The organism is Arthrobacter sp. ok362 (assembly GCF_900102785.1).
In the GTDB taxonomy this organism is placed as follows: Bacteria; Actinomycetota; Actinomycetes; order Actinomycetales; family Micrococcaceae; genus Arthrobacter.
Genome location: NZ_FNGC01000012.1, coordinates 112,493 through 136,901, shown reverse-complemented (window position 1 = coordinate 136,901; position 24,409 = coordinate 112,493). Strand labels below are relative to the sequence as shown.

The 24,409-nt window shown below is 65.8% G+C and carries 22 protein-coding genes and 1 pseudogene; 12 read left to right on the top strand and 11 right to left on the bottom strand.

Annotated features, from left to right (window positions below; genetic code table 11):
• Window positions 1–68: 68 nt before the first annotated feature.
• The 5 genes from pgsA to BLQ10_RS16400 form a co-directional block, all read right to left on the bottom strand.
• The gene (gene pgsA, locus BLQ10_RS16420; RefSeq protein WP_091563875.1) at window positions 69–707 is read right to left on the bottom strand and encodes a phosphatidylinositol phosphate synthase; all 639 of its coding nucleotides are present in this window, start codon (window positions 705–707) and stop codon (window positions 69–71) included.
• Window positions 700–1,320: an HIT family protein gene (locus tag BLQ10_RS16415; protein WP_091563873.1), complete on the bottom strand. Its 621-nt coding sequence runs from the start codon at window positions 1,318–1,320 to the stop codon at window positions 700–702. The genes pgsA and BLQ10_RS16415 overlap by 8 nt, the downstream gene beginning before the upstream one ends.
• Window positions 1,321–1,339: 19 nt before the next feature.
• Window positions 1,340–3,349 (bottom strand): threonine--tRNA ligase, encoded by a 2,010-nt coding sequence (gene thrS / locus BLQ10_RS16410; RefSeq protein ID WP_091563871.1) that lies wholly within the window; start codon window positions 3,347–3,349, stop codon window positions 1,340–1,342.
• Window positions 3,350–3,518: 169 nt separating this feature from the next.
• Window positions 3,519–7,019: a DNA polymerase III subunit alpha gene (locus tag BLQ10_RS16405; protein ID WP_091563870.1), complete on the bottom strand. Its 3,501-nt coding sequence runs from the start codon at window positions 7,017–7,019 to the stop codon at window positions 3,519–3,521.
• A complete protein-coding gene (locus BLQ10_RS16400; protein WP_091563868.1) occupies window positions 7,016–7,351 on the bottom strand; it encodes a DUF6504 family protein in 336 nt (111 codons plus the stop codon). Before BLQ10_RS16400 ends, BLQ10_RS16405 begins: the two co-directional genes overlap by 4 nt.
• Before the next feature lie 203 nt (window positions 7,352–7,554).
• Here BLQ10_RS16400 and BLQ10_RS16395 point away from each other — a divergent pair, with 203 nt between their 5' ends.
• Entirely contained in the window at window positions 7,555–7,941 is a 387-nt protein-coding gene (locus BLQ10_RS16395; protein ID WP_091563867.1) for a hypothetical protein, read from the top strand.
• 21 nt (window positions 7,942–7,962) lie between these two features.
• Here BLQ10_RS16395 and BLQ10_RS16390 read toward each other — a convergent pair whose 3' ends face one another.
• Window positions 7,963–8,289 (bottom strand): chorismate mutase, encoded by a 327-nt coding sequence (locus BLQ10_RS16390; protein WP_091563865.1) that lies wholly within the window; start codon window positions 8,287–8,289, stop codon window positions 7,963–7,965.
• Between the two features lie 14 nt (window positions 8,290–8,303).
• Here BLQ10_RS16390 and BLQ10_RS16385 point away from each other — a divergent pair, with 14 nt between their 5' ends.
• Complete coding sequence (locus BLQ10_RS16385) at window positions 8,304–8,726, top strand: VOC family protein (protein ID WP_091563863.1); 423 nt, start codon at window positions 8,304–8,306, stop codon at window positions 8,724–8,726.
• Window positions 8,727–8,759: 33 nt separating this feature from the next.
• On the opposite strand, the gene BLQ10_RS16380 is transcribed toward BLQ10_RS16385, so the two are convergent.
• Window positions 8,760–9,488, bottom strand: coding sequence for an SOS response-associated peptidase (locus BLQ10_RS16380; protein WP_254785621.1), 729 nt, complete (start codon window positions 9,486–9,488; stop codon window positions 8,760–8,762).
• A 184-nt stretch (window positions 9,489–9,672) separates the two neighbouring features.
• Between BLQ10_RS16380 and BLQ10_RS16375 the strand changes: the two genes are divergently transcribed.
• The 4 genes from BLQ10_RS16375 to BLQ10_RS16360 all read left to right on the top strand — a co-directional run bounded on the left by BLQ10_RS16375 (window position 9,673) and on the right by BLQ10_RS16360 (window position 12,384).
• On the top strand, window positions 9,673–9,930 hold the full coding sequence (locus BLQ10_RS16375) for a mycoredoxin (protein ID WP_091563937.1): 258 nt from the start codon (window positions 9,673–9,675) through the stop codon (window positions 9,928–9,930).
• A gap of 124 nt (window positions 9,931–10,054) precedes the next feature.
• Complete coding sequence (locus tag BLQ10_RS16370) at window positions 10,055–11,140, top strand: S-(hydroxymethyl)mycothiol dehydrogenase (protein ID WP_091563859.1); 1,086 nt, start codon at window positions 10,055–10,057, stop codon at window positions 11,138–11,140.
• Complete coding sequence (locus BLQ10_RS16365; protein ID WP_091563857.1) at window positions 11,137–11,781, top strand: MBL fold metallo-hydrolase; 645 nt, start codon at window positions 11,137–11,139, stop codon at window positions 11,779–11,781. The genes BLQ10_RS16370 and BLQ10_RS16365 overlap by 4 nt, the downstream gene beginning before the upstream one ends.
• Window positions 11,782–11,883: 102 nt before the next feature.
• Window positions 11,884–12,384: a DinB family protein gene (locus BLQ10_RS16360; protein WP_091563855.1), complete on the top strand. Its 501-nt coding sequence runs from the start codon at window positions 11,884–11,886 to the stop codon at window positions 12,382–12,384.
• A 24-nt stretch (window positions 12,385–12,408) separates the two neighbouring features.
• On the opposite strand, the gene BLQ10_RS16355 is transcribed toward BLQ10_RS16360, so the two are convergent.
• Window positions 12,409–13,152: a GAF and ANTAR domain-containing protein gene (locus BLQ10_RS16355; protein ID WP_091563853.1), complete on the bottom strand. Its 744-nt coding sequence runs from the start codon at window positions 13,150–13,152 to the stop codon at window positions 12,409–12,411.
• Between the two features lie 968 nt (window positions 13,153–14,120).
• On the opposite strand from BLQ10_RS16355, the gene BLQ10_RS16345 reads away from it, so the two are divergent.
• From BLQ10_RS16345 to BLQ10_RS16335, 3 genes are all read left to right on the top strand, one after another.
• Complete coding sequence (locus tag BLQ10_RS16345) at window positions 14,121–15,002, top strand: hypothetical protein (protein WP_091563850.1); 882 nt, start codon at window positions 14,121–14,123, stop codon at window positions 15,000–15,002.
• A 119-nt stretch (window positions 15,003–15,121) separates the two neighbouring features.
• Complete coding sequence (locus tag BLQ10_RS16340) at window positions 15,122–15,880, top strand: VOC family protein (RefSeq protein ID WP_091563848.1); 759 nt, start codon at window positions 15,122–15,124, stop codon at window positions 15,878–15,880.
• Between the two features lie 56 nt (window positions 15,881–15,936).
• Entirely contained in the window at window positions 15,937–17,379 is a 1,443-nt protein-coding gene (locus BLQ10_RS16335) for an AAA family ATPase (RefSeq protein WP_091563847.1), read from the top strand.
• Window positions 17,380–17,431: 52 nt separating this feature from the next.
• Here the strand turns inward: BLQ10_RS16335 and BLQ10_RS16330 are convergent, their stop codons facing one another.
• Complete coding sequence (locus BLQ10_RS16330) at window positions 17,432–17,794, bottom strand: ClpX C4-type zinc finger protein (RefSeq protein WP_091563845.1); 363 nt, start codon at window positions 17,792–17,794, stop codon at window positions 17,432–17,434.
• Window positions 17,795–17,872: 78 nt separating this feature from the next.
• On the opposite strand from BLQ10_RS16330, the pseudogene BLQ10_RS23130 reads away from it, so the two are divergent.
• Both BLQ10_RS23130 and BLQ10_RS22810 read left to right on the top strand, forming a co-directional pair.
• Window positions 17,873–18,415, top strand: a pseudogene (locus BLQ10_RS23130) (MFS transporter); the annotation flags it as partial.
• A gap of 193 nt (window positions 18,416–18,608) precedes the next feature.
• A complete protein-coding gene (locus BLQ10_RS22810; protein ID WP_254785616.1) occupies window positions 18,609–19,199 on the top strand; it encodes an MFS transporter in 591 nt (196 codons plus the stop codon).
• Here the strand turns inward: BLQ10_RS22810 and BLQ10_RS16320 are convergent.
• Together BLQ10_RS16320 and BLQ10_RS16315 are read right to left on the bottom strand one after the other, a co-directional pair.
• Entirely contained in the window at window positions 19,167–19,955 is a 789-nt protein-coding gene (locus BLQ10_RS16320; RefSeq protein WP_091563841.1) for a GNAT family N-acetyltransferase, read from the bottom strand. The genes BLQ10_RS22810 and BLQ10_RS16320 overlap by 33 nt on opposite strands.
• Before the next feature lie 100 nt (window positions 19,956–20,055).
• The gene (locus tag BLQ10_RS16315) at window positions 20,056–22,665 is read right to left on the bottom strand and encodes a bifunctional lysylphosphatidylglycerol flippase/synthetase MprF (RefSeq protein ID WP_254785615.1); all 2,610 of its coding nucleotides are present in this window, start codon (window positions 22,663–22,665) and stop codon (window positions 20,056–20,058) included.
• Between the two features lie 282 nt (window positions 22,666–22,947).
• On the opposite strand from BLQ10_RS16315, the gene BLQ10_RS16310 reads away from it, so the two are divergent.
• The gene (locus BLQ10_RS16310; protein WP_091563839.1) at window positions 22,948–24,324 is read left to right on the top strand and encodes an alpha/beta hydrolase-fold protein; all 1,377 of its coding nucleotides are present in this window, start codon (window positions 22,948–22,950) and stop codon (window positions 24,322–24,324) included.
• The last annotated feature ends 85 nt before the right edge of the window (window positions 24,325–24,409 follow it).

The window sequence follows — 24,409 nt, the reverse complement described above, 5'->3', positions numbered from 1 at the left end:
GTTACAGCAGCCGAATCTCGCGTGGGGCCGGGGAATCGGCGCGTCCGCCGGGGCGCCGTGCGGCGCCGTCAGACGGAATGTTCTGTGGCGGTACCTTCGGGTTCCTCCAGCGACTGGCGGTGGACCGTCACGATGCGCTGGACCACTGTCACCAGGCTCGCGATCGCGAGGAGGCAGAGCGTCACGAACAGCACGACGACGGGCAGGCCCAGGCCCGTAAGTCCCGTGACCACCAGCACGGACACGAGGCGCTCGGCGCGCTCGGCGATGCCGACGTTGGCGTGAAAGCCCAGGGCTTCCGCCTTGGCCCGCGCGTAGGAGACCACCATGCCGAGCACGAGGCAGACGATGGCGGCGACGGCGATGGGCGGGTTGGCGCCGCCGGTGAAGAACCAGACGGCGAGGCCGGCGAAGAGGGCGCCGTCGGCCACGCGGTCCAGGGTGGAGTCCAGGAAATTGCCCCATCGGCCGCCGCGATGCTGCATCCGGGCCATGATGCCGTCGATGACGTCGGAGAAAATGAACGCCGTGATGAACACGGTTCCCCACAGGAGCTGACCGAGCGGGTAGAACACGAGGGCGCCGATCACCACGCCGAGGGTGCCGACCACCGTCACGGCGTCGGGAGACACCCCGATCCTCAGCAGCCAGCGGGCAACCGGAGAAAACAGGGCGGTGAAGAAACCCCGGGCGTGCCTGTTAAGCATCCTTCTCCCCGGTTGTTTCCTGCTGCGCGGGCATTTCCTGCGGCCACGCGTCAGCCACCTGCTGGCGGACCTCGCCGAGGGTCTGCGTGATCGCCTTGGTCTGCGCAATGATGGGGAAGAAATTCCCGTCCCCGCCCCAGCGCGGCACCACATGCTGGTGCAGGTGGCCGGCGATGCCTGCCCCGCCGGCGACACCCTGGTTCATGCCCAGATTGAAACCGGAGGGGTTGGCGACTTTGCGCAGCACCCGCATTGCTGTCTGGGTCAGTTCGGCGAATTCCGCCGTTTCCTCGACCGTGAGATCCGTGTAGTCGGGGATGTGCCGGTAGGGGCAGATAAGCAGGTGGCCCGGGTTGTACGGAAACAGGTTCAGCACCACGTAGCTGGTCCTGCCCCGGTACACGATCAGGGAGTCCTCGTCCCCCCGCTCGGGTGCGACGCAGAAAGGGCAGTCGTCCGGGTTCTGGAACTGCTGCTGGCCGCCCTTGATGTACGCCATCCGGTGCGGGGTCCACAGGCGCTGGAAAGCGTCCGGGACCCCGGCCAGGCCGAAGTCGTCCGTCACGGCGTGGTCGCCCGGATACTCCGGCCCGGCCCCTGTGGTTTCCTGCACGCGCTGCCCTTCCGTCTGCCTAGCTGGTCCGGTTTCGGACAGCGTCGACGATCCGCTGGACGGCCTCGGCCACGGGCACGCCGTTGTCCTGGCTGCCATCGCGGAAGCGGAAGGACACGGCTCCTGCCTCGGCGTCGTCTCCGCCGGCGATCAGCACGAACGGGATCTTGTCCTTGCTTGCCGTGCGGATCTTCTTCGGGAATCGGTCCGAGGAAATATCCACCTCGGCGCGGATACCGGCCGCCTTGAGCTGGTCCACGACGTCGAACATGTAGTCGTTGAAAGCCTCCGCCACCGGGATGCCCACCACCTGCACGGGCGCCAGCCAGGCGGGGAAGGCACCGGCGTAGTGTTCGGTCAGCACGCCCATGAAGCGCTCCACCGAGCCGAACAAGGCGCGGTGGATCATCACGGGCCGCTGCCGGGTGCCGTCGGCGGCCTGGAACTCGAGCTCGAAGCGTTCGGGCAGGTTGAAGTCCAGCTGGATGGTGGACATTTGCCAGGTGCGGCCGAGCGCGTCCTTGGTCTGGACGGAAATCTTGGGGCCGTAGAACGCGGCTCCGCCCGGATCCGGGATGAGCTCAAGCCCGGAGGCTTCTGCCACCTCGGCCAGGGTGCGGGTGGCTTCCTCCCACGTGGCGTCGTCGCCCACGAACTTGTCTTCGTTCTTGGTGGAGAGCTCGAGGTAGAAGTCGTCCAGGCCGTAGTCCTTGAGCAGGCCGAGGACGAAGTTCAGCGTGGTGGTGAGCTCGTCCTTCATCTGCTCGCGGGTGCAGTAGATGTGGGCGTCGTCCTGGGTCATGCCCCGGACACGGGTCAGGCCGTGTACCACGCCGGACTTCTCGTAGCGGTAGACCGAGCCGAATTCGAAGAGCCGCAGCGGCAGTTCGCGGTAGGAGCGTCCGCGGGACCGGAAGATCAGGTTGTGCATGGGGCAGTTCATCGGCTTGAGGTAGTAGTCCTGGCCAGGCTTGCGGACCGTGCCGTCCTCGTTCAGCTCCGCGTCGATGTGCATCGCCGGGAACATGCCCTCCTTGTACCAGTCCAGGTGGCCTGAGACTTCGTAGAGGTGGCCCTTGGTGATGTGCGGGGTGTAGACGAAATCGTAGCCGGCATCCACGTGGCGCTGGCGGGAGTAGTCCTCCATAGCCTTGCGGATAATGCCGCCCTTGGGATGGAAGACCGGCAGGCCCGAGCCGAGCTCGTCCGGGAAGGAGAACAGGTCCAGCTCCGCGCCGAGTTTGCGGTGGTCACGGCGCTCGGCCTCGGCAATGCGTTCCTGGTAGGCCTTGAGGGCGTCCTTGGTGGGCCAGGCGGTGCCATAGATGCGCTGCAGCTGCTGGTTGTTCTGGTTGCCCAGCCAGTAGGCGGCCGAGGACCGGGTCAGCGCGAAGGCGTTGGAGATCAGTTTGGTGTTCGGCAGGTGCGGGCCGCGGCACAGATCGCACCAGATGCTGTCCCCGCTCTTGCGGTCCACGTTGTCGTATATGGTGATGTCGCCGGCCCCGACCTCGACGTTGACGCCCTCTCCGGCGTCGGCGGCGTCGTTCTTCTTCCCCAGGAGCTCGAGCTTGTAGGGCTCGTCCTTCATCGCCTCGCGGGCCGCGTCCTCGGATACTACGCGGCGGACGAACTTCTGGTTCTGGTTGATGATCTTCTGCATCATCTTTTCGAGCTGGCGGAGGTCTTCCGGGGTGAACGGTTCCGCGACGTCGAAGTCGAAGTAGAAGCCGTCCGTGATGTAGGGGCCGATGCCGAGCTTCGCGTCGGGACGCAGCTGCTGCACGGCCTGGGCCATGACGTGGGCCGTGGAGTGGCGCAGGACGTTGAGCCCGTCCGGGGTATCAATGGTGACGGCCTCGACGGAAGCGTCCTCGGGAAGGGGCTGGTCCAAGTCCTTCAACTCGCCGTTAACGCGGGCCACAACGACGTCACGGCGCTCAAAGAAGAGTTCCGCGCCGGTGGTCCCGGTAGTCACCTTGGTCTCTTCGCCGTCGACGATAAGGGTGATCTGCTGGGCATCTGACACGGGTGTCTCCTATTCAAAGTTAAGGCTTCGTAGCTTGTGGCGTACGGGGACCACAGCCAGCCTCGTCCATGCTATCGGTTTCTCCAGAGGCCAACCAACGCGCCACAAAGCAGCCCCAGCCCAGCCGCCGCCCAGCGGCGGCTCCCGCGGCGGCCGCTCCGACGGGAGCTCAGCCGCCCAGCCCGGTGATGGCGAGGTTTCTGCTGATCCCGTCTAGGGGGCCGGGCAGGTCCGGCTCGTGCTGGCCGGTGGCGCCGGCAACGGATTCCGGGAACGGCAGGGTCTCCGGGCGGCTGAGGTCCCAGGCCATGCTGGCGCTGATGCTGATCCCCCGCGGCCCGGTCCGGCGTGTGGTGCCGCGGATCAGCAGCAGGCGGGTCCCGAACAGCAAGGATCCGGACTGCTCCTGCGCTTCGTGGAAGAAGACCGAATCCACGCAACCTGTGCCGTCGTCGATGCTGATGAACACCACCCTCCGGCCCCCGCGCATGGGCGGTGTCTGGGTGGCCACCCGGACCCCGGCAACCAGCACCTCCGCGCCGTTGCGCAGTCCCAGCAGCTTGTCCGCGGTGGTGACGCCGAGCCGTTCCAGCAGCGGGCGGTGGCTGGTCATGAGGTGCTCGCTGACGTCCACGGCCATCAGGTCAAGTTCCGCCCGGACGTTGTCCACCATGCTGGGCGCGGGTAGCATCGCCTTCAGGTTCTTCAGTTCCACGTCCCCCAGCGGCAACGCCAGCTGGCCCTCAATGACCTCTGCGCCCTTCCGCAAGGGCCGGGCCTGCAGTTTCTGCAGGTGCTGGACCAGGTCCGCCCGGTTGGCGGCTCCCCCGGAGGCCCGGTGCAGCGAGTCGAAGGCGCCCAGCTGGGCCAGGCGCTGGATGCTGGGCCTGCTTAGCCGCGACCGGGCGCGCAGGTCCGCCAGGGAGTCGTAGGGCTGGCCAGCCACTATCCGTTTCAGCTCGGCGCCGGAGAGCCCGAAGATGCCGTTCAGGCTTAGCCGGATGCCCAGCCTGCCCCGGTCCGGCCCGGATTCCACCCACTCCACCCGGTACTCGGCCTGGCTTCGGTTGATGTCGAGGGGAAGGATGGGGATCCCCAGCCGGCGGGCCTCGGCCACGAGCAGGCGTTTGGGGTACATGCCGGGGTCGTGTTCCCAGAGTCCGGCGAGGAAGGCCTCCGGGTGGTGCGCCTTGAGCCAGGCCGACTGGTAGGTGGGCACGGCGAAGGCGGCTCCGTGGGCCTTGCAGAACCCGAAGCTGCCAAAGGCCTTCAGCGTGCCCCAAACCTTGTCCACCACCTCGGGACTGTAGTTCCGGGCCCGGGCCTCCTTCCGGAAGAACTCCTCCACCTTGGCTTCGAGCACCTCGTTGCCCAGCGCCCGGCGGAACTCGTCGGCGCGCGCCAGCCCGCACCCGGTCATGACATCGAAGGTCTTGAGGATTTGTTCGTGGAAAACCGTGACCCCGTGGGTTTCCTGGAGGACCGGTTTGAGGTCGGGATGTGGATAGACCTCGGGGGCGAACCCGTGCCGGTGCTCCAGGAAGGGCCGGACCATGTCGGATTTCATCGGGCCTGGCCGGAACAGCGAGATGTCAATGATGAGATCGTTGAACTCCCGGGGCGCCATCTTGCCGATCAGTTCGCGCTGGCCCGGGGATTCGATCTGGAAACAGCCCAGGGTGTGGGTGCTGCGGATCAGCTCAAAGGTTGGCTCATCATCAAGCGGGACCGCGTTGAGGTCGATGTGCCCGTCCTCGGCTATGTAATCCGGACCGGTCCCATCCGGGCCGGCCGGATGCGCGCCGGCGGCCACCACCTCGGCCTTGGAGGGGTGGAGCCGGATCACTTCCCGGACGGCGAACGCCATGGCGCTCTGCATCCGGACACCCAGGACATCGAGTTTGAGCATGCCCATGGGGTCCATGTCGTGCTTGTCGAACTGGCTCATGGGCAGGCCCAGGCCGCTGGGCTGCACGGGGGTGCGGTCCAGCAAGGTGGCATCGCCGAGGATGACCCCGCACGGATGCATGGAGATGTGCCGGGGCAGCCGGTCCAGCCGCTCCGTGAGGTCCACCAACAGGTCCAGCTGCTGGTTTTCGGTGAAGCCGCGTTGCTCCACCCGGTCCGCGAATTCCTTCAGCTCGGGTTTCTCCACGAGGGCTTCGCGGAAGTGCCGGGCCGAGAACCGCCACAGCTGCTTGGCGATCTCCCCGACCTCACCGTCGTCCATGCCCAGGGCCAGTCCGGCGTCGCGCACGGCACCGCGAGCGCGGTAGCCGTTCTGCATGCTCATCAGCGTGACGCGTTCGGCTCCGAAGCGCTCAAAGATCTTCCGGTAGACGTTGTGCCGTTCGGCGCTTTCAACGTCGATGTCGATGTCGGGCAGCGTGGCGCGGTCGCGGGAGAGGAAGCGTTCAAAAATGAGGTCATGCTGGAGCGGGTTCACCTGGCTGATGTCGATCAGGTAGTTGACCAGGCTGGAGGCGCCCGAACCGCGCGCGGCCGCCCGCACGCCCAGGGCCAGGATCATCCGGGAGACCTCCGCGACGGTCAGGAAGTAGGAGGCGAAGCCCAGCGAGTCGATGATCCGGAGCTCGTGCTGCAGCCGGTTTCGCATCTGCTGTTCTCGCTGACCGGAGATTCCCGGGAAGCGGCGGCCGATGCCGGCCTCGCAGCGCAGGGTCAGTTCGGCGAGCGCGTCGCCGTCGATCCCGATCACGGATGCTTCCGGAACCACTGGCTGTTTCCAGCCCATGTCGGCCACAGGATCCATCCGGCAGCGGTCCGCGAGCGCCTCGGTCTGGGCCAGGAGCCGTTTAAGGTCCGCCGTGCCGTAGCCGGCGGCGTGGATGATCTCCTTGCCCAGCTGCAGCATCTGGGCCGCGGATTTGAGCCAGCCCTGACCATTGGGCTGCAGCAGCGGGGCGGCGGAGAGCTCGGGGAGGGATTTAAGCGTCCGGGCCGAGTCCAGCACATCGGCGGTGGCCGCGCCGTCCTCGGCCACATACCGCACGGCGTTGCTCAGCACGGCGGGCACCCCGTGCTCTGCTGCGAGCTTGAGCATGCGCACCGCGTGGGCGGTGCTCAGCGGTTCCCCGGGCGGGCTGAGCTGGGACACCACCTCGGCCGCCAGGGTCCCGGGGGGCATGGCGTCCAGCCAGCGTTTGAACAGGGTGCGGGGGCGCAGGTAGCGCCGGCCGCCCATGGCCCGGCCGACGTCGGAGTCCGGGCCGATCAGCACTGTCAGGACCGGCTGCAGGGTTTCGGGGTGCAAGGTGCGGGAGGCCAGCTCCGCCCGGGTGACGGCCACTGGCACCGCTCCCCCGGCCTTGCCCGTGGTGCGGGCATGGGCGTCGGAAATCAGCCGGCACAACGCCCGGTAGCCGGCGCCGTTGTTGTGTCCGTGCGCCAGCACGACGACGCGTCCCCCTAGCTGGGTGCGGAGGTCGCCGTCGTCGTCAAAGACCGCAAGGTCCACCCCGACGATCGCATCCAGCCCGGCGGCCATGCACGCCTTCAGGTGCTTGACGGTGCCGTACAGCCCATCCCGGTCCGTGCAGGCCAGCGCAGTGGCGCCGTCTGCGGCGGCCGAGGCGGCCAGTTCATCCGGCCAGGAGACGCCATAGTGGGCGCTGAAGGCGGTGGAGACGTGCAGATGGGTGAAGTTCATGCTGTTTTGGGCTTCCGGAGGGGCTGCAGTGCGTCGTGGATCCTCAGGAGCCGCCACCGGCCGCTGCCGACATGCCGGGTCAGGTCAAGGGTGAGGGGGGAGTCCGCGGCGTTGTTCCCGGCGGCACGCACCTGGACCCGCCAGATCTCGTGATCCACCAGCCCCGGACCGCTCCCGAGCGGCGCCCGGCTTTCCTCCGCCCACCACTGCCGGCGCTCATACCAACGGACGGGTTCCGCGCAGACCGTGTAGCGCCGGCCGGCCCAGTCGAGGCGCAGGGGCTGGCCTGCGGGCGTGCAGACGACATCCACAGACTCGCTGAACATGCCCACGTTGCCTCCCGACCCAATCCGGGCTGGAGCCGGCCCAGTCCCCGCTTCTGCTAGCGCTTCTGCTCGCCGTACTTCTAGCCGTATTGCTAGCACTACGAATTCATACTCGAACATATCTTCGAATAAAACCAGTCTACGTCGGAGAGGCCACAAAACCCAGATCGGGGGTGGACGGACGCAGATGCAGGTAGCAGGATTGAGCCATGAGCTCCCATATCGCACTCCTGAAGCACGTAAAGATCGCCGCCAAGAATTCAACCTTGGTGGCGACCTTTGATATAGACGGAAATATCCCGGGGCAAGGCGCCTACGTGGTGGGTCTACTCGCAGCCGGGCCGGACTACTCCCATCAGCGGAGACTGGGCATTGAGTTCATGAACGGCGAGGCCGTTTCCTTCTACTACTTCAACCATGACGGCACGGAAGAGAACTTCGACCTCAAGGGCGTGGAACACTCAGGAAACACGATCACCGGAAACTTTCCCATCGCGACTGTGCTGGGCCTGCCCAAGGGCCACCTCATGACGGCGTTCAGCGATTGTGACGGCCGGGACTACCAGGCCAACGTGCCGGTCGAAGAGTCTCTCTAGGCACCTTCCGACAGGCCCCTGCTAGGAGGTGGACTTGTACACTTCCAGCTCGAGGGTGATGAAGGCGTCGATCATGGCCCGGTACGTCTTCTCGACGAGTTCGACGTCGATGTCCTTGTGTTCCGCCGTGGCGCGGACGTGTTCGATGACCCGCTCCACCCGCCCGGGCGCACGGACCTCGGCGCTGTCCGCCTTGAGGGTTCCGGCGATCCGGATCAGCCGTTCACGGCGCCCGATCAAGGACACGATCTGCTCGTCCACCTCGTCAACAGCCACCCGCACGGCGGCGAGCTGTTCCCGGTCGGCCTGGGCGGCCTTGTCGTCTGCGTGATTTGTGGGCATGTGCATGACAGTATCGAAAGATGCAGCCACGAGTCGACTTAATTTCGCTGGGTGTCCGCAGTGTTGACGCCTCACGCCGCTTTTACGTTGATGGCCTCGGATGGCCGGTCCACCGGGAAGTCCCCGGCGAGGTGCTCTTCATCCAGGCCAACTACGGCCTCATCCTCTCGCTCTGGGACGCGGGACAAATGCAGTCCGAAGCGGCCACCGATCCCCCTGCCGGCATTGCGTGCATCACGCTCAGCCACAACCTGGCCAGCACGGCGGAAGTCGACTGGGTGATGGCCGAAGCCGAGACCGCAGGAGCCCTCATCGTCGCGGCGCCGAAGACCCAGCCCTGGGGCGGCTACACCGGCTACTTTGCCGATCCCGACGGCTACCGCTGGGAGGTCGCCTTCAACCCCGGCTGGGCGGTCGACGGCGGCGGCAAAGTGACGCTCTGACCAGAGAGTTCAGGCGTCACGGGAAGCGACTCCCTAGAACAGGCTCCCTACCGGCTGGATGAGTTCCGGCGAGTCATTCTTGACGTTCCCGACGGCGGTGCCGACGGCGTCAATCTTCCAACCTTCCGCGACGTCGTGCGCCCCGGCCCGGACCAGGTCCACGAGTCCGGCCGCGTCATCGGCCTGCGGGTCCAGCCACGTCTGCATGGTCTCGCGGTTCATGGGCAGCGGAACCCTGTCATGCAGCGCGGTCAGCTCGGCCAGCATTCCCCCGGCGTAGCCCTCCGGCGGTGAGTCGGTGGTCATGATCGAGGTCGAGAGCATCCAGCGCTCCGGGTCGCCCTCCGCCTTGGACGGATCCCTCCACCATTCATAGAGTCCCGCGAAGACAATGGGGTGCCCGTCCGTGGGATGGACGTAGTAGGGCTGCTTGCTGCGGCCCTCGCCCTTCCACTCGTAGTAGCCGTCCGCCGGGACGGCACAGCGACGGGAGCGGGTGGCTTTCCGGAAGGCGGGCTTCTCCAGCACCGTCTCGCTGCGGGCATTGATCATCTTTGACCCTATTCCCGGGTCCTTGGCCCAGGAGGGCACCAGACCCCAGCGCGCAATGTGCAGTTGGCGCACCGGCTCTCCGTCCACCAGCCGTTCGAGCAGGATCGGCACATCCGCCGTCGGGGCCACGTTCCACGACGGCGGAATCGCGATCTCATCTTCCAGCCCGGCGTCGAATTCGGCCAGCAGGTCTCCGACGGCCCGGGCCATCACGTAGCGTCCACACATGGCACCAGCATGCCACCGCACCCATTCCATGTCATCCGCCCCCTGGCTCCGCCACGCGCCTGCGGGAATAGCAGGCTCCGGGGTACGGTTGTTTGCAGTGACGTACGACTTCAGTGGGCGCCCGGCCCTACACGCCGGCCCCAACCACAAGCTTGAGGAGAACTTCGTGGACTTCACCCCCGAATCCGGCACCATCACCATGTTTTCGACCACGTGGTGCGGCTACTGCAACCGGTTGAAGAAGCAGCTGGACGCGCAGGGCATCGGGTACACCGAGATCAACATCGAGGAAGTCGAAGGCACGACCGATCTCGTCGAGCAGCTCAACGGAGGCAACCGCACCGTCCCCACGGTGCTGTTCCCGGACGGCACCGCCGCCACCAATCCCTCCGCAGCAGAGGTCAAGAGCCGGCTCGCCGCCTAGTCCCTTCCGGTATCCAAGGACAACACCAAACCACGACGGCGCGGCCTCCCAAGGGCCGCGCCGCCGCCCGTTGTGCCAGTAAGTTGTGCGAGAAATCCGCGTTCAGAGCAGAGGAGCTTGTTTCATGGTCCATAAAGTCAAGGCCGCAGTAGTCCGTACCAAGAATGCCGACGTCACCCTGGAGACGATCCTGGTGCCGGACCCCGGCCCCGGCGAGGCCCTCGTGGACATCCTCACCTGCGGCGTCTGCCACACCGATCTGCACTACAAGCAGGGCGCCATCAACGACGACTTCCCCTTCCTGCTCGGCCACGAGGCCACCGGTGTTGTCAGCGCCGTGGGGCCGGACGTCACCGAGGTTGCCCCCGGTGACCGCGTGGTGCTGAACTGGCGGGCCGTCTGCGGCGAGTGCCGTGCCTGCCGCCGCGGCCAGCCGCAGTACTGCTTCAACACGCACAACGCCACCCAGAAGATGACCCTGGAGGACGGCACGGAGCTGACGGCCGCGTTGGGCATCGGAGCCTTCGCCGAAAAGACCCTCGTGGCCGCCGGCCAGTGCACCAAGGTGGACCCCGACGCCGATCCCGCCGCCGTCGGCCTGCTCGGCTGCGGCGTCATGGCAGGCATCGGCGCGGCGATCAACACCGGAAACGTCCAGCGCGGCGATTCGGTGGCAGTGATCGGCTGCGGCGGAGTGGGAGTGGCGGCCGTCGCCGGCGCGGCGCTCGCCGGCGCCACCACCGTGATCGCCGTCGACATCGACGCCAAGAAGCTCCAGCGCGCCAAGGAGCTCGGCGCCACCCACACGGTGGACTCCTCCGCCGTCGACCCCGTGGAGGCAATCCGCGAACTAACCGGCGGTTTCGGCGCCGATGTGGTGATCGACGCCGTCGGCCGCCCGGAAACGTACAAGCAGGCCTTCTACGCCCGGGACCTCGCCGGCACGGTGGTCCTGGTGGGCGTGCCGAGCCCCGAGATGACGCTGGAACTGCCGCTGCTGGACGTGTTCGGCCGCGGCGGGTCGCTGAAGTCCTCCTGGTACGGCGACTGCCTGCCCTCGCGCGACTTCCCCACACTCATCAGCCTCTACCGGCAGGGCAAGCTGGACCTGGACGCCTTCGTGACCGAGCGGATCACGATCGAGCAGATCGAGGAAGCCTTCTCGAAGATGCACGCGGGCGCGGTGCTGCGCTCGGTGGTGGAGCTGTGAGCGTCCGGATCGACCGGCTGGTCACCTCCGGGACGTTTTCGCTCGACGGCGGGACGTGGGACGTTGACAACAACGTCTGGATCCTCGGGGACGACGCCGAATGCGTCATCATCGACCCGGCCCACGATCCCGCTGCCGTCGCCGCCGCTGTCGCCGGCAGGAAGGTCACGGCGATCCTGCTCACGCACGGCCACGATGACCACATCCGCGCCGTGGGCCAGGTCCGCACGCTCGTGAACGCGCCCGTGTACCTGAACCGGGATGACTGGATGCTGTGGGAGCGGGTGTTCCCCGGCACCGAGCCGGACCACGCCATTGCCGACGGCGACACGTTCGACGTCGCAGGGGCGAGTCTGGTGGCACTGCACACCCCCGGGCACTCGCCGGGGTCCGTGTGCTTCCTTCTCGAGGGCGAAGGCACAGAATTGGAAAACACTGTGTTTAGCGGGGACACGCTGTTCAAGGGCGGCCCGGGAGCGACCGGACGTTCCTTCAGTGACTTCCCTACCATCATCGAGTCCATCCGGACCCGGCTCCTGCCACTCCCCGCGCACACGGCGGTCCGGACCGGGCACGGGGATCCGACGACGATCGGCGCCGAGGCCCCGCACCTTGAGGAATGGATCGCGCGGGGGCACTGACCGCGATCCCGTTCCGCCCAAGTCGGATTCGTGGGGACCTGGACCGCACGGGCGGGTCCGGGTCCCCCGAATCGCGGCCGCCGGGTACTAGGCTGTGAGGCCATGAGACCAAACCCCAGCATGGACCCGGACACCTTCACTGCGGACACGCGGACCCAGTTCGATGCCTTCCTCGATGAGCATCGTGCGGATCTGCGCGCCTGCCTCGACGGGCTGACCGAGCAGGAGGCCCGGGCATCCCTGGTCCCGTCAAGGACCACTCTCCTGGGGCTTCTCAAGCACGCCACCGTCGTGGAAAAGGTCTGGTTTGACGAGGCCATCACGTGCAGGACGCGGCAGGAAATCGGCATTCCGGCCACGCCCGATGAATCGTTCGTCCTCGAGGCGGACGACACCATCGCGGGCCTCCAGGCCGCCTACCTCCAGGCCTGCCAGGATTCACGCCGTCGGGCCGCTTCCCTCGATCTTGACGACCTTGTCAAGGGCAACCGGCGCGGTCCGCTGCCCCTGCGGTGGGTCTATCTGCACATGCTCAGGGAACTCGCCCAGCACTGCGGCCACGCGGACATTCTGCGTGAACAGATCCTCGCGGCGCGCTCCTGACGGCGCCGGCCGCTCGGGCGTCTCCTACAGGTCGAAGCGTGAGCGAACATCTGTTGTGCCGGCGATCGCAGCAACGATGGATGACGCGACCTCGCGCACCTTGGTGTTGCGGGCGTTGGAGGCTTTGCGGAGCAAAGTGAATGCCTCGTCCGGGCGGCACCTGTTCTGGGCCATGACCACGCCGATGGCCATGTCGATGACCGTACGTGATTTCATGGCCGACTCGAGGTCATCGCGGGCCTCTTGGAGCCGGCCGATCCGCAAGGCAAGACGTAAGGGCATTGAGACCTGCCGGGCGAAGTCTTCTGCGGTGAAGATTTCGCTCTCCGTAAATCCGGAACGGTGCGTGGCGTAGAAGCTCAGGGCGGCCCGGCATCCGTCGTCCAGACCGATGGGGACCGCCAGGACGGCAACGTATCCCCGTTCCGCTGCCGCTTGACCGAAGTCTGGCCACCGGCTCTCGCGCGCCACGTCCCTGACATATACGGTGCGTGCTCCGCTCATGGCGGTGATGCAGGGGCCCTCGCCGGCCTCGGCCTGGAGCTCTTCGAGTTCAAATGTCCTCTGGCTGCCGGCACCGGTCGCGGCGGGTCGCTTAGGCCTCGCGACAGTTACGGCGCAGATGACTGCCCGCTCCGCGTGGGATAGCCCAATGGCTGTGTGTTGGGCCAGTTCGCCCAGAAATTCGTCCAGGTCCTCGCTGGACAGCACGAGGTCCTGAAGCTCCTCCGCGGTCCTGCCAACAAAACGCTGCCCTGCAAGTTCCACTCATGCTCCTTCCGGCCGCATGCCCCCAAATAGTATTACATTGCGGGCAATAAGGCGGGACGGGACATAGTGCCCGGCATTGGCGGCAGGTCCAGATTGTCCCGCGGAGGCAGGGGTTTACGTCATCCGTGGTGGCCGGCCACGTGCCCGATGGGTCCGCGCCTCGCGATCAGCCTGACTGGTCCGCGCCCTCAGGCGCCAGCAGAATACCGGGCATGCTTTGCACTATGAGTGCGTGTCAGCGCGGATGCGGCCACCCCCGATTCGTTTCTCACGGGCCGCATCCGCGCTGGTCTCTGGGAAGCCTGGACCCGGCTTTTGGTCCTGCTTGCCTGGCCGCCCTCGCCGAAGTCGACGGCGTGATCGCGCCCCGACCACATTCAGGCGCCACTCGCGGCGCCGGCCGCGCCCCCGCAGTTCCGTGTTGATGATCCGCAGGAGCTCGGACGCTGCAACTTCATCTGCCGGTTCCTGGCTATGCGCCAGCTCCCGCCGAAGCTGCGGGAGGTCACCAGTAGGCACCTGCGGCCAGTGCCGGAACGTGTAAAAGATCCTGCTGCCCGGCCGCCGCGACCCAGTGCCGATCACGCGGCCCCACCCCAACCGGGCTCCCGCGGCGGGGCGCGAACGAAAGTCGGCCGGCCGGCTGCCGTGGGGGTTCTCAAGCCTGAAACCGCGAGCAGGGCGGCGACGCTGCGGGAGGCCATGTAGCCGAGAGGCTTCAGGGCGGCCGCCAGAGAGTCCGCATCGGCAGTGACGGTGACATCGACTCTGGTGGGCATGAGGCAGGAACTCCCGCAATGAGGTAGGCGGCCTCTTCCTGACCAAATTCAGAATAGCAATTGCATTAGCCGCACAAAAGGAAAAGAGAGTAACAAATCAGATGCGACTTTTCGTGACGCAGGCCTCTGGTTCCCCGTCTTGCGTAGCCCGAACCGTGTCGGGGTCCGAGACCCTAGGCTGGGCACATGGAACCCATCGGGGACGTTGAATGCGGCCACTGGCTGCCTCCACTTCTGGACCGTTCCGCGAGGGACATGCACTGCGTGGTGCCGCACGGATATGAGGCCTACGCCCGCGTGTTTCACCCCGCGACGCGGGACAGGCCAGCCGGCACCGGCACCTGGCACGGACACGACAGGCCAACTTCTTCGGCGATCGACGTCGAACATGTCTCCTGGTCCTGCGTTGCCAAAGCCTTCGGCACGTCCATGCATCCGCTGGCCCAGTTTCACCGCATAACCGGACCGCAGTCCGCGGAATACCGCGAAGTGATCGACGCCGCCGGGTGGCGATATGGCGAACCACGGCCAGGCAATCTGGATGTCCACGTCCTTGCCCGCGTCGCCACAATCCTGTGTCGGCACACGGCAAGCCCTGATTCTGGGGTCGCCGCCGTATGGGAGGGCTGGGGAGGACTCGCCAGCCCCGCCGGCTACAGCCGGCTGCCCCTCGTCGACGCCGACAGCGCCGCCCCTGCGCCCTCCTCCGGAGCCGACGGCGGGTCAGGGCTGCTGCCCGCCGCCGTAGCCAATGGACCCCGGCTCGAGCTTCCCGGGAGAGCCCATTTCCTGTTCTCCGAAGCTCCGATTAGGTTCGCCAGCCCCGGCTGGGCCCGCACCGCACCGTGGACACTTGATGCACACTGGCCACAGTCCCCCAGTCTCATTTGGCCCGCGGACCGCGCCTGGACCCTGGTCACGGAGATCGACTTTGACTCAACAATCATCGGGGGCAGCCAAAACCTCATCTCGGAAATCGTCGCCGATCCGGGAATCGAGGCCCTCCAGATACCCGAGGGCGCCGACCTGACGTGGGATGCAGATGAGCCTAATCGGCCCACGAGCTAACCGGCCGCCGGTGAAAACTTTCTGGAATTCTGCAGGGCCAGTACGGTTCTTGCTCTAGTGCGCGGACATGGGAAACAATGTTCCCGCCGAACCCGGCCCGGTCGAAAGGGATTTCTTCAATGACAGCGCGGGATACCTCCTCAGCCGGTGTGCCGTGCTGGGTCGACACTTTGCAGCCAGATCCCGGGGCGGCCCGAGACTTTTACGGTCCGCTCTTCGGCTGGAGTTTCGACGACCCCACGCCGATGCCGTCCGGTCTCGACGGCGACTATTACACCGCGCGTCTGGGCGGGCGGCTGGTGGCCGGCATCGGACAGGCGCCGCCGCAATCGCCTCCGGGGTGGATCACCCACGTGCGTGTCGACGACGTTGGGGAAGCCCTGGCGCGTGCCGAGAAGGCGGGAGGCAAGCCCCTGGGCCAGTTTGGCGCCGGCCGCGGTGACCGCATTGCTATGCTCGCCGACGCTACCGGCGTTCCGTTCTGCCTGCGGCAGGCCGGCGAGAACGACGGCGCCGAGCTTTCCAATGAGCCCAATTCCTGGGCCATGAGCTCGCTGCACACCACAGATGTCGGGCGGGCCCAAACGTTCTACGGCACATTGTTCGACTGGGAGCTCCAAACGGTGCCGGACGCCCCATTCTCGTTGTGGCTCCGCTCGGGCCAAGTCGTGGCGCTCGTAACGGCCACGGACGGCGCCGCGGTCCCGCCGCATTGGAGTGTGAATTTTGCTGTCCGCGACGCGGACGCCATCGCCCAGCACGCCGTAGCACTGGGTGGCGGCATTTTGATGGCGCCCATGGACACCCCGGGATTTCGCAGCGCCGTAATCAAGGATCCCCAAGGCGGCACCATCGCGGTCAGCGCAACCGCCGGCTGACACTTCCTGGAGCGAATAAGCGTCAACGCCAGTTTCGGCGCTGGTAGGGTCGGCCCATGGATGAAAATTTGGGGAAGTTCATCGACAATTTCGCGCGGCTGGTGGAGCTTGCACAGTCCGGGCAGCATCGGGTGCAACCAGGAACCCAGCTGCTGACCACCCTCACCGACCATTTGGCGGTCCAGGCAGAATCAGTGGCTGTGGTGGTTGAGGAGATTCCGCCGCATCGGTTCGTGGATGCAGACATTCTTATGGAAGAACTCGCCGCAGAGGACCCCGAGTTCCGGCTCGTGGGCATCGGCGGCGGAGACCAACGCCACCATCATTCGCTGAGCGACATGTTGCAGCAGTCCCAGCTATATCCCCAATACCCGCTGGCCCAGCCGGACTACACCAACCTCGCTGTCGGTCCGGACCAACAGCGGCAGGCCGTGGCGTTGGGACTGTGGCTTTTCAGCCACGGAGGCAGTCCAATTGCGGTGCTGCAGCGGGACGCCAACCCACGGTATGGCCGGCAGTCAGCGTCCCTTGAAGTTTTGGCCGGCGCTACCGATCAGGCCGCACGCTTCCTCGCGGAGTTCCGTCGGCGGATGCAGCACCGCAGCGTGCTCAAGGGGCAGGTCATTTCCTTGGTGATGGGCGAGTATGGTCCCAGCGCGGCCGGGGTGACCTTTCACGCCCGGCCGGCCCTTGCCGCGTCCGATGTCATCCTGCCGGATGGCCTGCTGGAGAAAGTGTCGGACCACGCCTTAGGCATCGCCGAGCACCGGGACTCTCTCAACAAGTACGGCCAGCACCTCAAACGCGGTGTCCTGCTCTATGGCAGGCCGGGGACCGGCAAGACCCACACGGTGCGGTATTTGTTGAGTCGGAGCGAAGGGGTCACAGCAATCCTTCTTTCGGGGGGATCACTCGCCAGGATCTCAGAGGCCGCCACCATGGCCAGGGCCCTGCAGCCCTCCATCGTGGTTCTTGAGGACTGCGATCTCATCGCCGAGGACCGCAGCTTCGGGCACGGACCTCAGCCGCTGCTATTCGAGGTGCTGGACGCAATGGACGGTTTGGCCAGCGACGCCGACGTGGCGTTCGTCCTCACCACCAACCGCGTGGACATGCTCGAACGCGCCCTGGCACAGCGTCCCGGACGTGTGGACCTGGCCGTGGATATTCCGCTGCCTGCTCAGGCGGAGCGGGTCTCGCTGATCAAGCTGTATGCCCGTGGAATTCCCTTCAGCCGGAACGCGGTTGACGATGCCGCAGCCCGCACCGAAGGCACCACAGCCTCGTTCGCACGCGAACTCGTCCGCCGGGCGGTCGTTGCCGGGGCATTGGAAGGCGTGCCGGTCGCGGACCATCATCTGGGGAAGGCTGTGGATGACCTGATGGCCGACAGCGCCGCCCTCACCCGAAGCCTCCTCGGCAGCGGCACCGGGAGCGACGCCGAGGGGATTGGCGGACCGTTCCCCGGCCCTCCGGCAACCTTTCATTCCGGGCGCTAGGAAAATGCCTGGCCGGAGACGAATCGTCAAGGTTGGCTAACGCTGTAGATCTTCAGTGCGGAGGCTGAAAGCGTTCCCACGCTGATTGCCGGGCCATACCCAGTGCCGCGCCAATGCGCGCCCAGCTGATTCGCCTCTGACGCGCGGTCCCCACCCAGGCACTCAACCGATCTTCGACTTGTGAGGCGACGGCGGCGATTTCAGGCAGGTGGGCCAGCAGTTCATCATCGGTCATTCTCGCCCAGGGGGCCGCCGCTGGTGAGCCCTCCGTGCTGCTGAACAGCGTCATGGACGCCTCGGCACAGTCCTTACAGATGGCGACGCCGGGACCTGCCACGAGGCGTCGGGAAGTGCTGGCCGGTCTCGCGCAGAAGCTGCACATCAGCGGACCGGCGAGCGGCGGTTCCAGTTCCACGGCATTCTCCTTAAGAGTGATTGCCTAATAGTGCCAGCATAATTGATTTGTCAGGCTGATCCTGACAAATTGTCAGGTATGACCTTAAAGCGAGTTGTCAGCACCGAACCCGGACCAACGGTCAATGCGGTCAAAACACCACTAATGCGGCTGGTTGCGTTCCGGAAGCTGTGGATTGCCGGCGCGTTCGAGGGCATCGGGGATGAAGCAAGCCGGGTGGTGATCCCGATCATTGCTGTCTCCATGCTTGGCGCGGGCGCTCTCGAGGTGGGAATCATTAACGCCCTGGGCATGAGTGCGTTCCTTGTCCTGGGCTTGCCGATCGGCGTCTGGGTGGACCGGCTCCGCCGGCGGCGGCTGATGATCACAGCGGACGTGGTCCGGGCATTGGTGGTCCTGAGCGTTCCGGCAGCCTTTATTGGCGGCGCCATGACGCTGGGGCATCTGCTGGCCTGCGTGGCGCTGATCAGCGTCTCCGATGTCGTGTTCACCACCGCCCATGGAGCTTTCGTCCCTTCCGTGGTGGGACGGGAACAGATCAGCGACGCGCATGCCCGGCTGCAAACGGCCGCCAGCGCGGTCGCCGTCGGCTCCCCGTCCCTGACGGGGGCGCTGCTCAGCGCCGTCGCCGCGCCGTTCGCGCTGGTGACGGCCGGGATCGCTTACGCCCTTTCCGCGGCTGCTCCTCACGAGCATTCAGGTCGAAGAAGACGTCAAGCCACTCCAGGAGCACGAGAAATTCTGGCCCGCGGCGCGGGCAGGCTTGTCGTTCACCATTCACCACCCGGTACTCCGGGGTCTTTTCCTGTCCGGGATGATCCTCAACTCAGCCACCATGTTCGGCAGCGCCGCCTCGGCGGTATACGCCCTCAACGTCCTGGGACTGAGCCCCGCCGTCTTCGCGCTGCTGAGCACCTTCGCCGCCCTGGGTGGCCTTGCCGCGTCCTTCGCCGCACCGGCCATCCGGAACCAACTCGGCATCGGGAAGACCAGAATCCTCGCCGGTATCGCCTGCGTCCCGGCCGTGGCGCTGACTCCCCTGTCCGCGGTCCTGCCGTGGTTCCCGGCTCTCTGGCTTGGAGTGTCCGCCTTCGGTTGGGCTTTTCTCGTCGTGGTCACCTCCGTAGCGGGCGCCGACATCATCCCGAGCATCGCTCCGCCCCACAGCCTCGGCACAATCCTGGCCAGCACCAGACTCTTTGTCCTCGGAGTCATGCCGGTTGCCAGCCTCGCCGGGGGCGCCCTTGCCGCATGGGCAGGCGTCGAGCCCGTGCTCTGGATCTGGGCACTGCTCGCCGGCGCCTCCGCAGTCCCGATCGCGTTCTCGCCGATGCGGACCTGGACAATAATCCCGACGGACGTGCTTGGGCCGTCAGCGCCGCCAGCGGTACGGCGTGGTTGTTGACACCCGGTGCAAGCCATAGCGTTCCAGAATCGGCCGCGAATATTCTGTTGAGTCGCTGTGGATGAGTTTCTTACCAAGCGTTAGCGCCGCTCGAGCCCGGGCCGCGGTGAGCGCCCGATAAATACCCAGGCCGCGCCATTCTGCACGCGTTGCCCCACCCCAGATGCCCGCGAATTCCGTGTCCGGTACCGGCTCGAGGCGGCCCGCACTCACGACCGCCCCAAGATGTTCGGCAACCCACAGTTCCATACCGTCGTCGAGAGCCGCGCGCCGAAGGACTGCGTCGGCATTGCCGTCAGAGATGTCGGTGCCGAAAACCTCGTCCTGCATTGCGCTCATGGCGCGGATGTCGCGTTCTTCGGTCACCCGCCGCAGGCTGACGCCGGGCGGGAGCTGCACATCCACATTCAGCGCGCTGGCCGGCCCGATCATGATCGACTCGGTCTCATCAGGCTCAAACCCGTTGTCGAGCAATGCGCCATGGAGCCCTGGCGCCTGATCGTGACCACGGGTTTTCCACTCGACCCGCACGATTGCCGGATCGCTGCGGTAATACGCGAGCGTTTCGACCACCCACTGCGCGATCGTCCGGGCGCTGGCCCCATTGAGGTCCTGATAGGTCACGAAGCCTCTGCCGCCTGCGAAGGTCACCAGACGCAGCGGTCCCAGCCGTTCAACTCCGATGGCACTGGGTGTCTCGGCATCCGTTCGGAGTTGCTGGTCGTACGCGATAAGAAGTTCTTCAGAAAGAGTCATCGGCCTCCACGGTACATTGTCCGGATTCGGTTTTGATGTGCGCCGCGGCCAGCTTTCTGTCGGCGCACTAGTTAGATCACGACAAGCGGGCCATACGTTCTCACTCCGCCTGGCGACCGGAGCGTCCAGCAGCCCCGACGTGTTCGCTCAGTATGTTTCGCACGAGCCTGAACCCCTCGCCGAGGGACAGATCGGGCAGGTAGGCGCGGGTGAGTGCGTTGCCGATTCCCGGCAGGGCCGCCGAGTCGGGATAGGCCATGAAAAGGGGGACATAGGAAGGGTGGAACTTGCCCTTGAAGGCCAAGAGAGACCGGAACCCGTAGACGGGTTCAAGCGCGGATCCGAGGCGATCCAGCAGTCGGTCCAGGCCAGCGGTTGCTGGCGGACCCGTCGGGGTCACGTCCAGGTGGAGGTCCGGAGAGGCCCTGGCCAGTGGCGCGCCGGAAAGACTGATGAAATCGCACCCCTCACTTTTGAGGCTCAAAGCTGCGGAAGCAATGAGGAACTCGACTGCCGGCCTGAAACCGGTGCGGCGCCTCCTCATGAAGTCCAGCGTCCAGCCCTCGATCCGTCCGTTGCGGTAGACCGGAAGCCACGAGGTGACTGCGTGCACTTGTTGGTGGGCGTCGATGGCGAGCAGGCAGCGGACTTCAGGGTCGTTCAGTTCGTCGAGCCCACCAAGGGTGAACCCCATTTCCGGCATCGTCCGGTCCGCGACCCATTCTTCGGAGATCGCCAGGATCTGGGTTTGGATGCTCAAGCCTGCCGTGGGATAGCGAACCCATTCTGCATGGATTCCGGCCTTGGCCGCGTTATTTAGGGCTGTACGTACATCTTGGAATATCTTCCCTTTGAAGGACAGGGAATCCAATGGCAGGACGGTTTCCTGGGCAACCTGGGCGGAATCCCAGCCAAGGCCGGATGCGACGTTCCGGACCTCCGCAGAAACCGAATAGAAGCAGGGCGTCCACCCACTGGATCTGCAGTACTCAAAGAATTCTTCGACGACGGTCGCGGTCTGATTCTTGGGTCCGACAGGCCCGCCCACAGTCAGAGCGATGCCGGCGATAACGCGGTACGAGATGAAACTCTGGCCGGTGGCGGAGAACCAGTAGGTGTTCCCTGCCCAGGTGGTCATCCAGGATATGGAACTGCCTTCCTCGGATTTGAGGATTGCCAAGGCTCGCTCTTTGTCGTCGCCGTGCTGGGGTTGGCTCGGTCGCACAAAGGATTTGAGCACCAGCACGCCCGTGACGGCCCAGAACACTATGCCGACCCCTTCGTAGAGCAGAACTGCAAGCGTGGTCTGGGGGAAGAAGGCCGGCGGAACGTCTGCGGTGAAGCCCAGCGGCAGGAACCTGTCGGGTGCATCCGCCAGGAGATCGGCGGCGGCGGGGATAGGGGTGAAGTCCGGCGCGAGGGCCAGCCCAGCCCCTATGTAGACCAGGCTGAGGACTCCGGCCATGCCCAGGACCTGAAGTGCGAGCCGAGTGTAGGTGCCGCGGGGTGCGGCGACAGGAAACAACCTGCGGCATGCCAAGAGCACACCGAATAGCATCACCGGGACGAGGAGCGGCACCACAAGTGCCAGCGGTTGGGTGCTGTGGCCCGGCTGGCTCGCGTCCACCAACTCCCCCGCGACCGTGTCGGGGCCGGCCGCCTGAAGAACGCCCACCAGGGTAGTGAGCGCCAGCAGTGACAGTCCGGTCTGGACCACCAGCACGCCGGCCCAGGCGAAGCGCCGTCCGCGTCGGAGACCCTCAGCGAGCAGTAGCAGCAGAAATGACGGAACAATCGCCATGAAAATCGCGCCGGCGCCCGCTCTCAGCTGCAGATGCGCGGCCTCACAGTCCCGATGTTGGGCCGGGACTGCGCAGATGCCCTTTAGTGTCTGGGGGTCCACGGGCCGGATGTCCGTGAACAGGAAGCGCAGGACGGAGAGCGGCCCCACAGCGTGCGGGACCAGACCGGCAACGACCGGTCCGACGGCCGAAACTGCCACGAGGAGGGCTACGAGCACCCTCCCCTCGTGCCTTGAACTGACAGGGCGCACCAGCCGGGGGCGACGGCCCAAAAGGATCGGGCCCAGAAGTGCGCCCGCGGCACCGGCTCCAAGTCGACCCAGATCGGCGAAACCCCCGCTGTAGAGGGCGAGAAGAATCAGCAGCCCGAAGACGCCCAGGCGGATCCGCCGCCTCCACAACGCCCCCATGGAAGCCGTGGCGGCCATCGCTGTCCCGCAGAGGAAAGCACTCGGGCCAAGAAAGAACAACCCACTCATCTCCCGGGCCCAGCTCCCCGTCAGTGCCCGGGTCGCTTCCCAAAATCCAGCGGCGGCCAGCATGCCCGCGATCTGCGTCAGAATGGCCGCGACAGAGAAATTCTTGCTCCCCACCTGCCGTTCCAGCGGTATGCCCGCAAGGAGCACTAGCGCCGTTCCCATCACATAGCCGAGCAGGTTCCTGGCCCAGAACGCGGCAGCCAGAACCGCCCACCAATGATTCGGCAGCGATTGCGCCGTCGCCGCGACGTCCGCTCTCCACTGCACTGCGGGGCCGGAGACGATAGTCGAGGACAAGAGGCCCAGGATCCAGAAGACAGCCACGAACGACACCGTGACGGGGGCGCCGCGCAACACCGACGGCAGCCAGCGCACTTGCCTGCGGCGACGGAACTGCCTGGGCTTGGCGACGGGCGGCGATTCTGGCACGGCGAATCCTTTCAGGATTTCGGGACAATCAGACAGGCCCATCCTGTAGCTTCCATTTGACCACTGACGCACGAGCCAGCATAGGACGGTTCCGCTGATGCATCGCAAGGCGCGGGACGCGCTCTGCGGCGGTGGCAAGGAGGCTTGAGTTCCCAGCGTCGCCCACCGCTAGCGTGCTATAAAAGCGTCATAAATAAGCTTGCAGTTCGCTCCGGGGCAGCATCCGCGGACCCGGCGACGGGGCGCCGGGTATGGATCAAATGGTGGACAGGAGGAGACGAGATGGAGCAACTCCTCGACCTCAGCGTCATCGCAAGCCCGTTGCTTTACTCTTTCTATGTCCTTTCCGTTTTGGCAGCCCTCTTTCTGGTTTTGCGCGCCGGGCTTCGGCCGCGGCCGGCAGGCCGCGTCGAGGCGTCAGCCTTGGAGGGCAGCGGCTCGCCGTCGCGGATATCACAGCTGCCCGGGTGGCGGATATGGCTCGCCACAGCCGCTGTGGCCACTGCCTGCGGCGCCCTGACCGGAGCCGTCGTCCTGTTCGTCTCCGAAGTCCTGCTGAACGTCTTCGGTCTGCCGCTGGACGCGGACACTCGCATCTGGGTGATCTGCGCGTTCGCGGGACTCGGCCTGGCTGCCGTGAACCTGTGGCGGTCCCGCTGGTGGCGGAAGGCGGTCGCCGTCCTCGCCTGCCTGTTGTTCATAGCGACGGCGGCACTCGGCATCAACGCCGGGTATGGGCTCAACCCGACGTTGGGAGCCATGTTGGGCCTGAGCCAGATAAAGCATCTGGCATTGCCCAAACTATTCCACCCGCACCAGCCAAAGACTGGGTCCGCATTATGGCGCGGCTGGAAGCCGCCGGCTGGAATGCCGTCCGCCGGGCGAAGCGGCGCAGTCACGATCCCGGCCGACGCCTCAGGATTCCATGCCCGCGACGCCTTCCTATACCTGCCGCCCGCTGCCCTGGTGGATCATCCGCCGGCCCTGCCGATCATCGTCATGATGATGGGGCAGCCGGGCGGCCCCGAACAGAGTAAGTCTGCGGTCCACGAGCTCGATGCTCTGGCGCGGCAAAACCACGGCCTGGCCCCGCTGCTCCTCACCGTAGATCAGCTCGGCAATCCCTATCGGAATCCTGTCTGCGTTGACTCCGTAAAGGGCAACGTTTACACGTATGTCACGACCGACGTCGTCAATTTCATCCGCAAAAACCTCAACGTGGCCCCCGATCGGAGCCAGTGGGCGGTGGCTGGCTATTCGAACGGCGGCGAATGCGCACTCTCGTTCGCGGCCAAGAGACCGGAGATTTTCGGCTCGCTGCTTGACATCTCTGGAGAGCTGGAACCTGTGAATGGTTCCGCCGAAAATACGGTGAAAACCATTTTCGGTGGAAATGAGTCCGCGTTTACTGCGGAGAAGCCCGCAACAATCCTCAAAGCCCACACATACTCCGATGAGCTCGCCATCTTCACCAGCGGCTCCCGCGACTCGAGGTACGGGCCCCAGAGCGCCGAGGCGGCGGCTGATGCAAAAGCTGCCGGGATGACAACGCACCGTTTCGTCGGGGCGGGGATCGGACATCGCGGAGACGCTCTGGGATATGGCCTCAAATCCGGCCTCCCGCTGCTATTCCAGAGATTCTTTCTCGCTCGTCCTTGACGGCTGCCAACGGCGCCGCCATGGAACGGGCCTACCCGCCATGTCCGCCGCGATTGACAACAAGATCGTCATCGACGCCACCAAC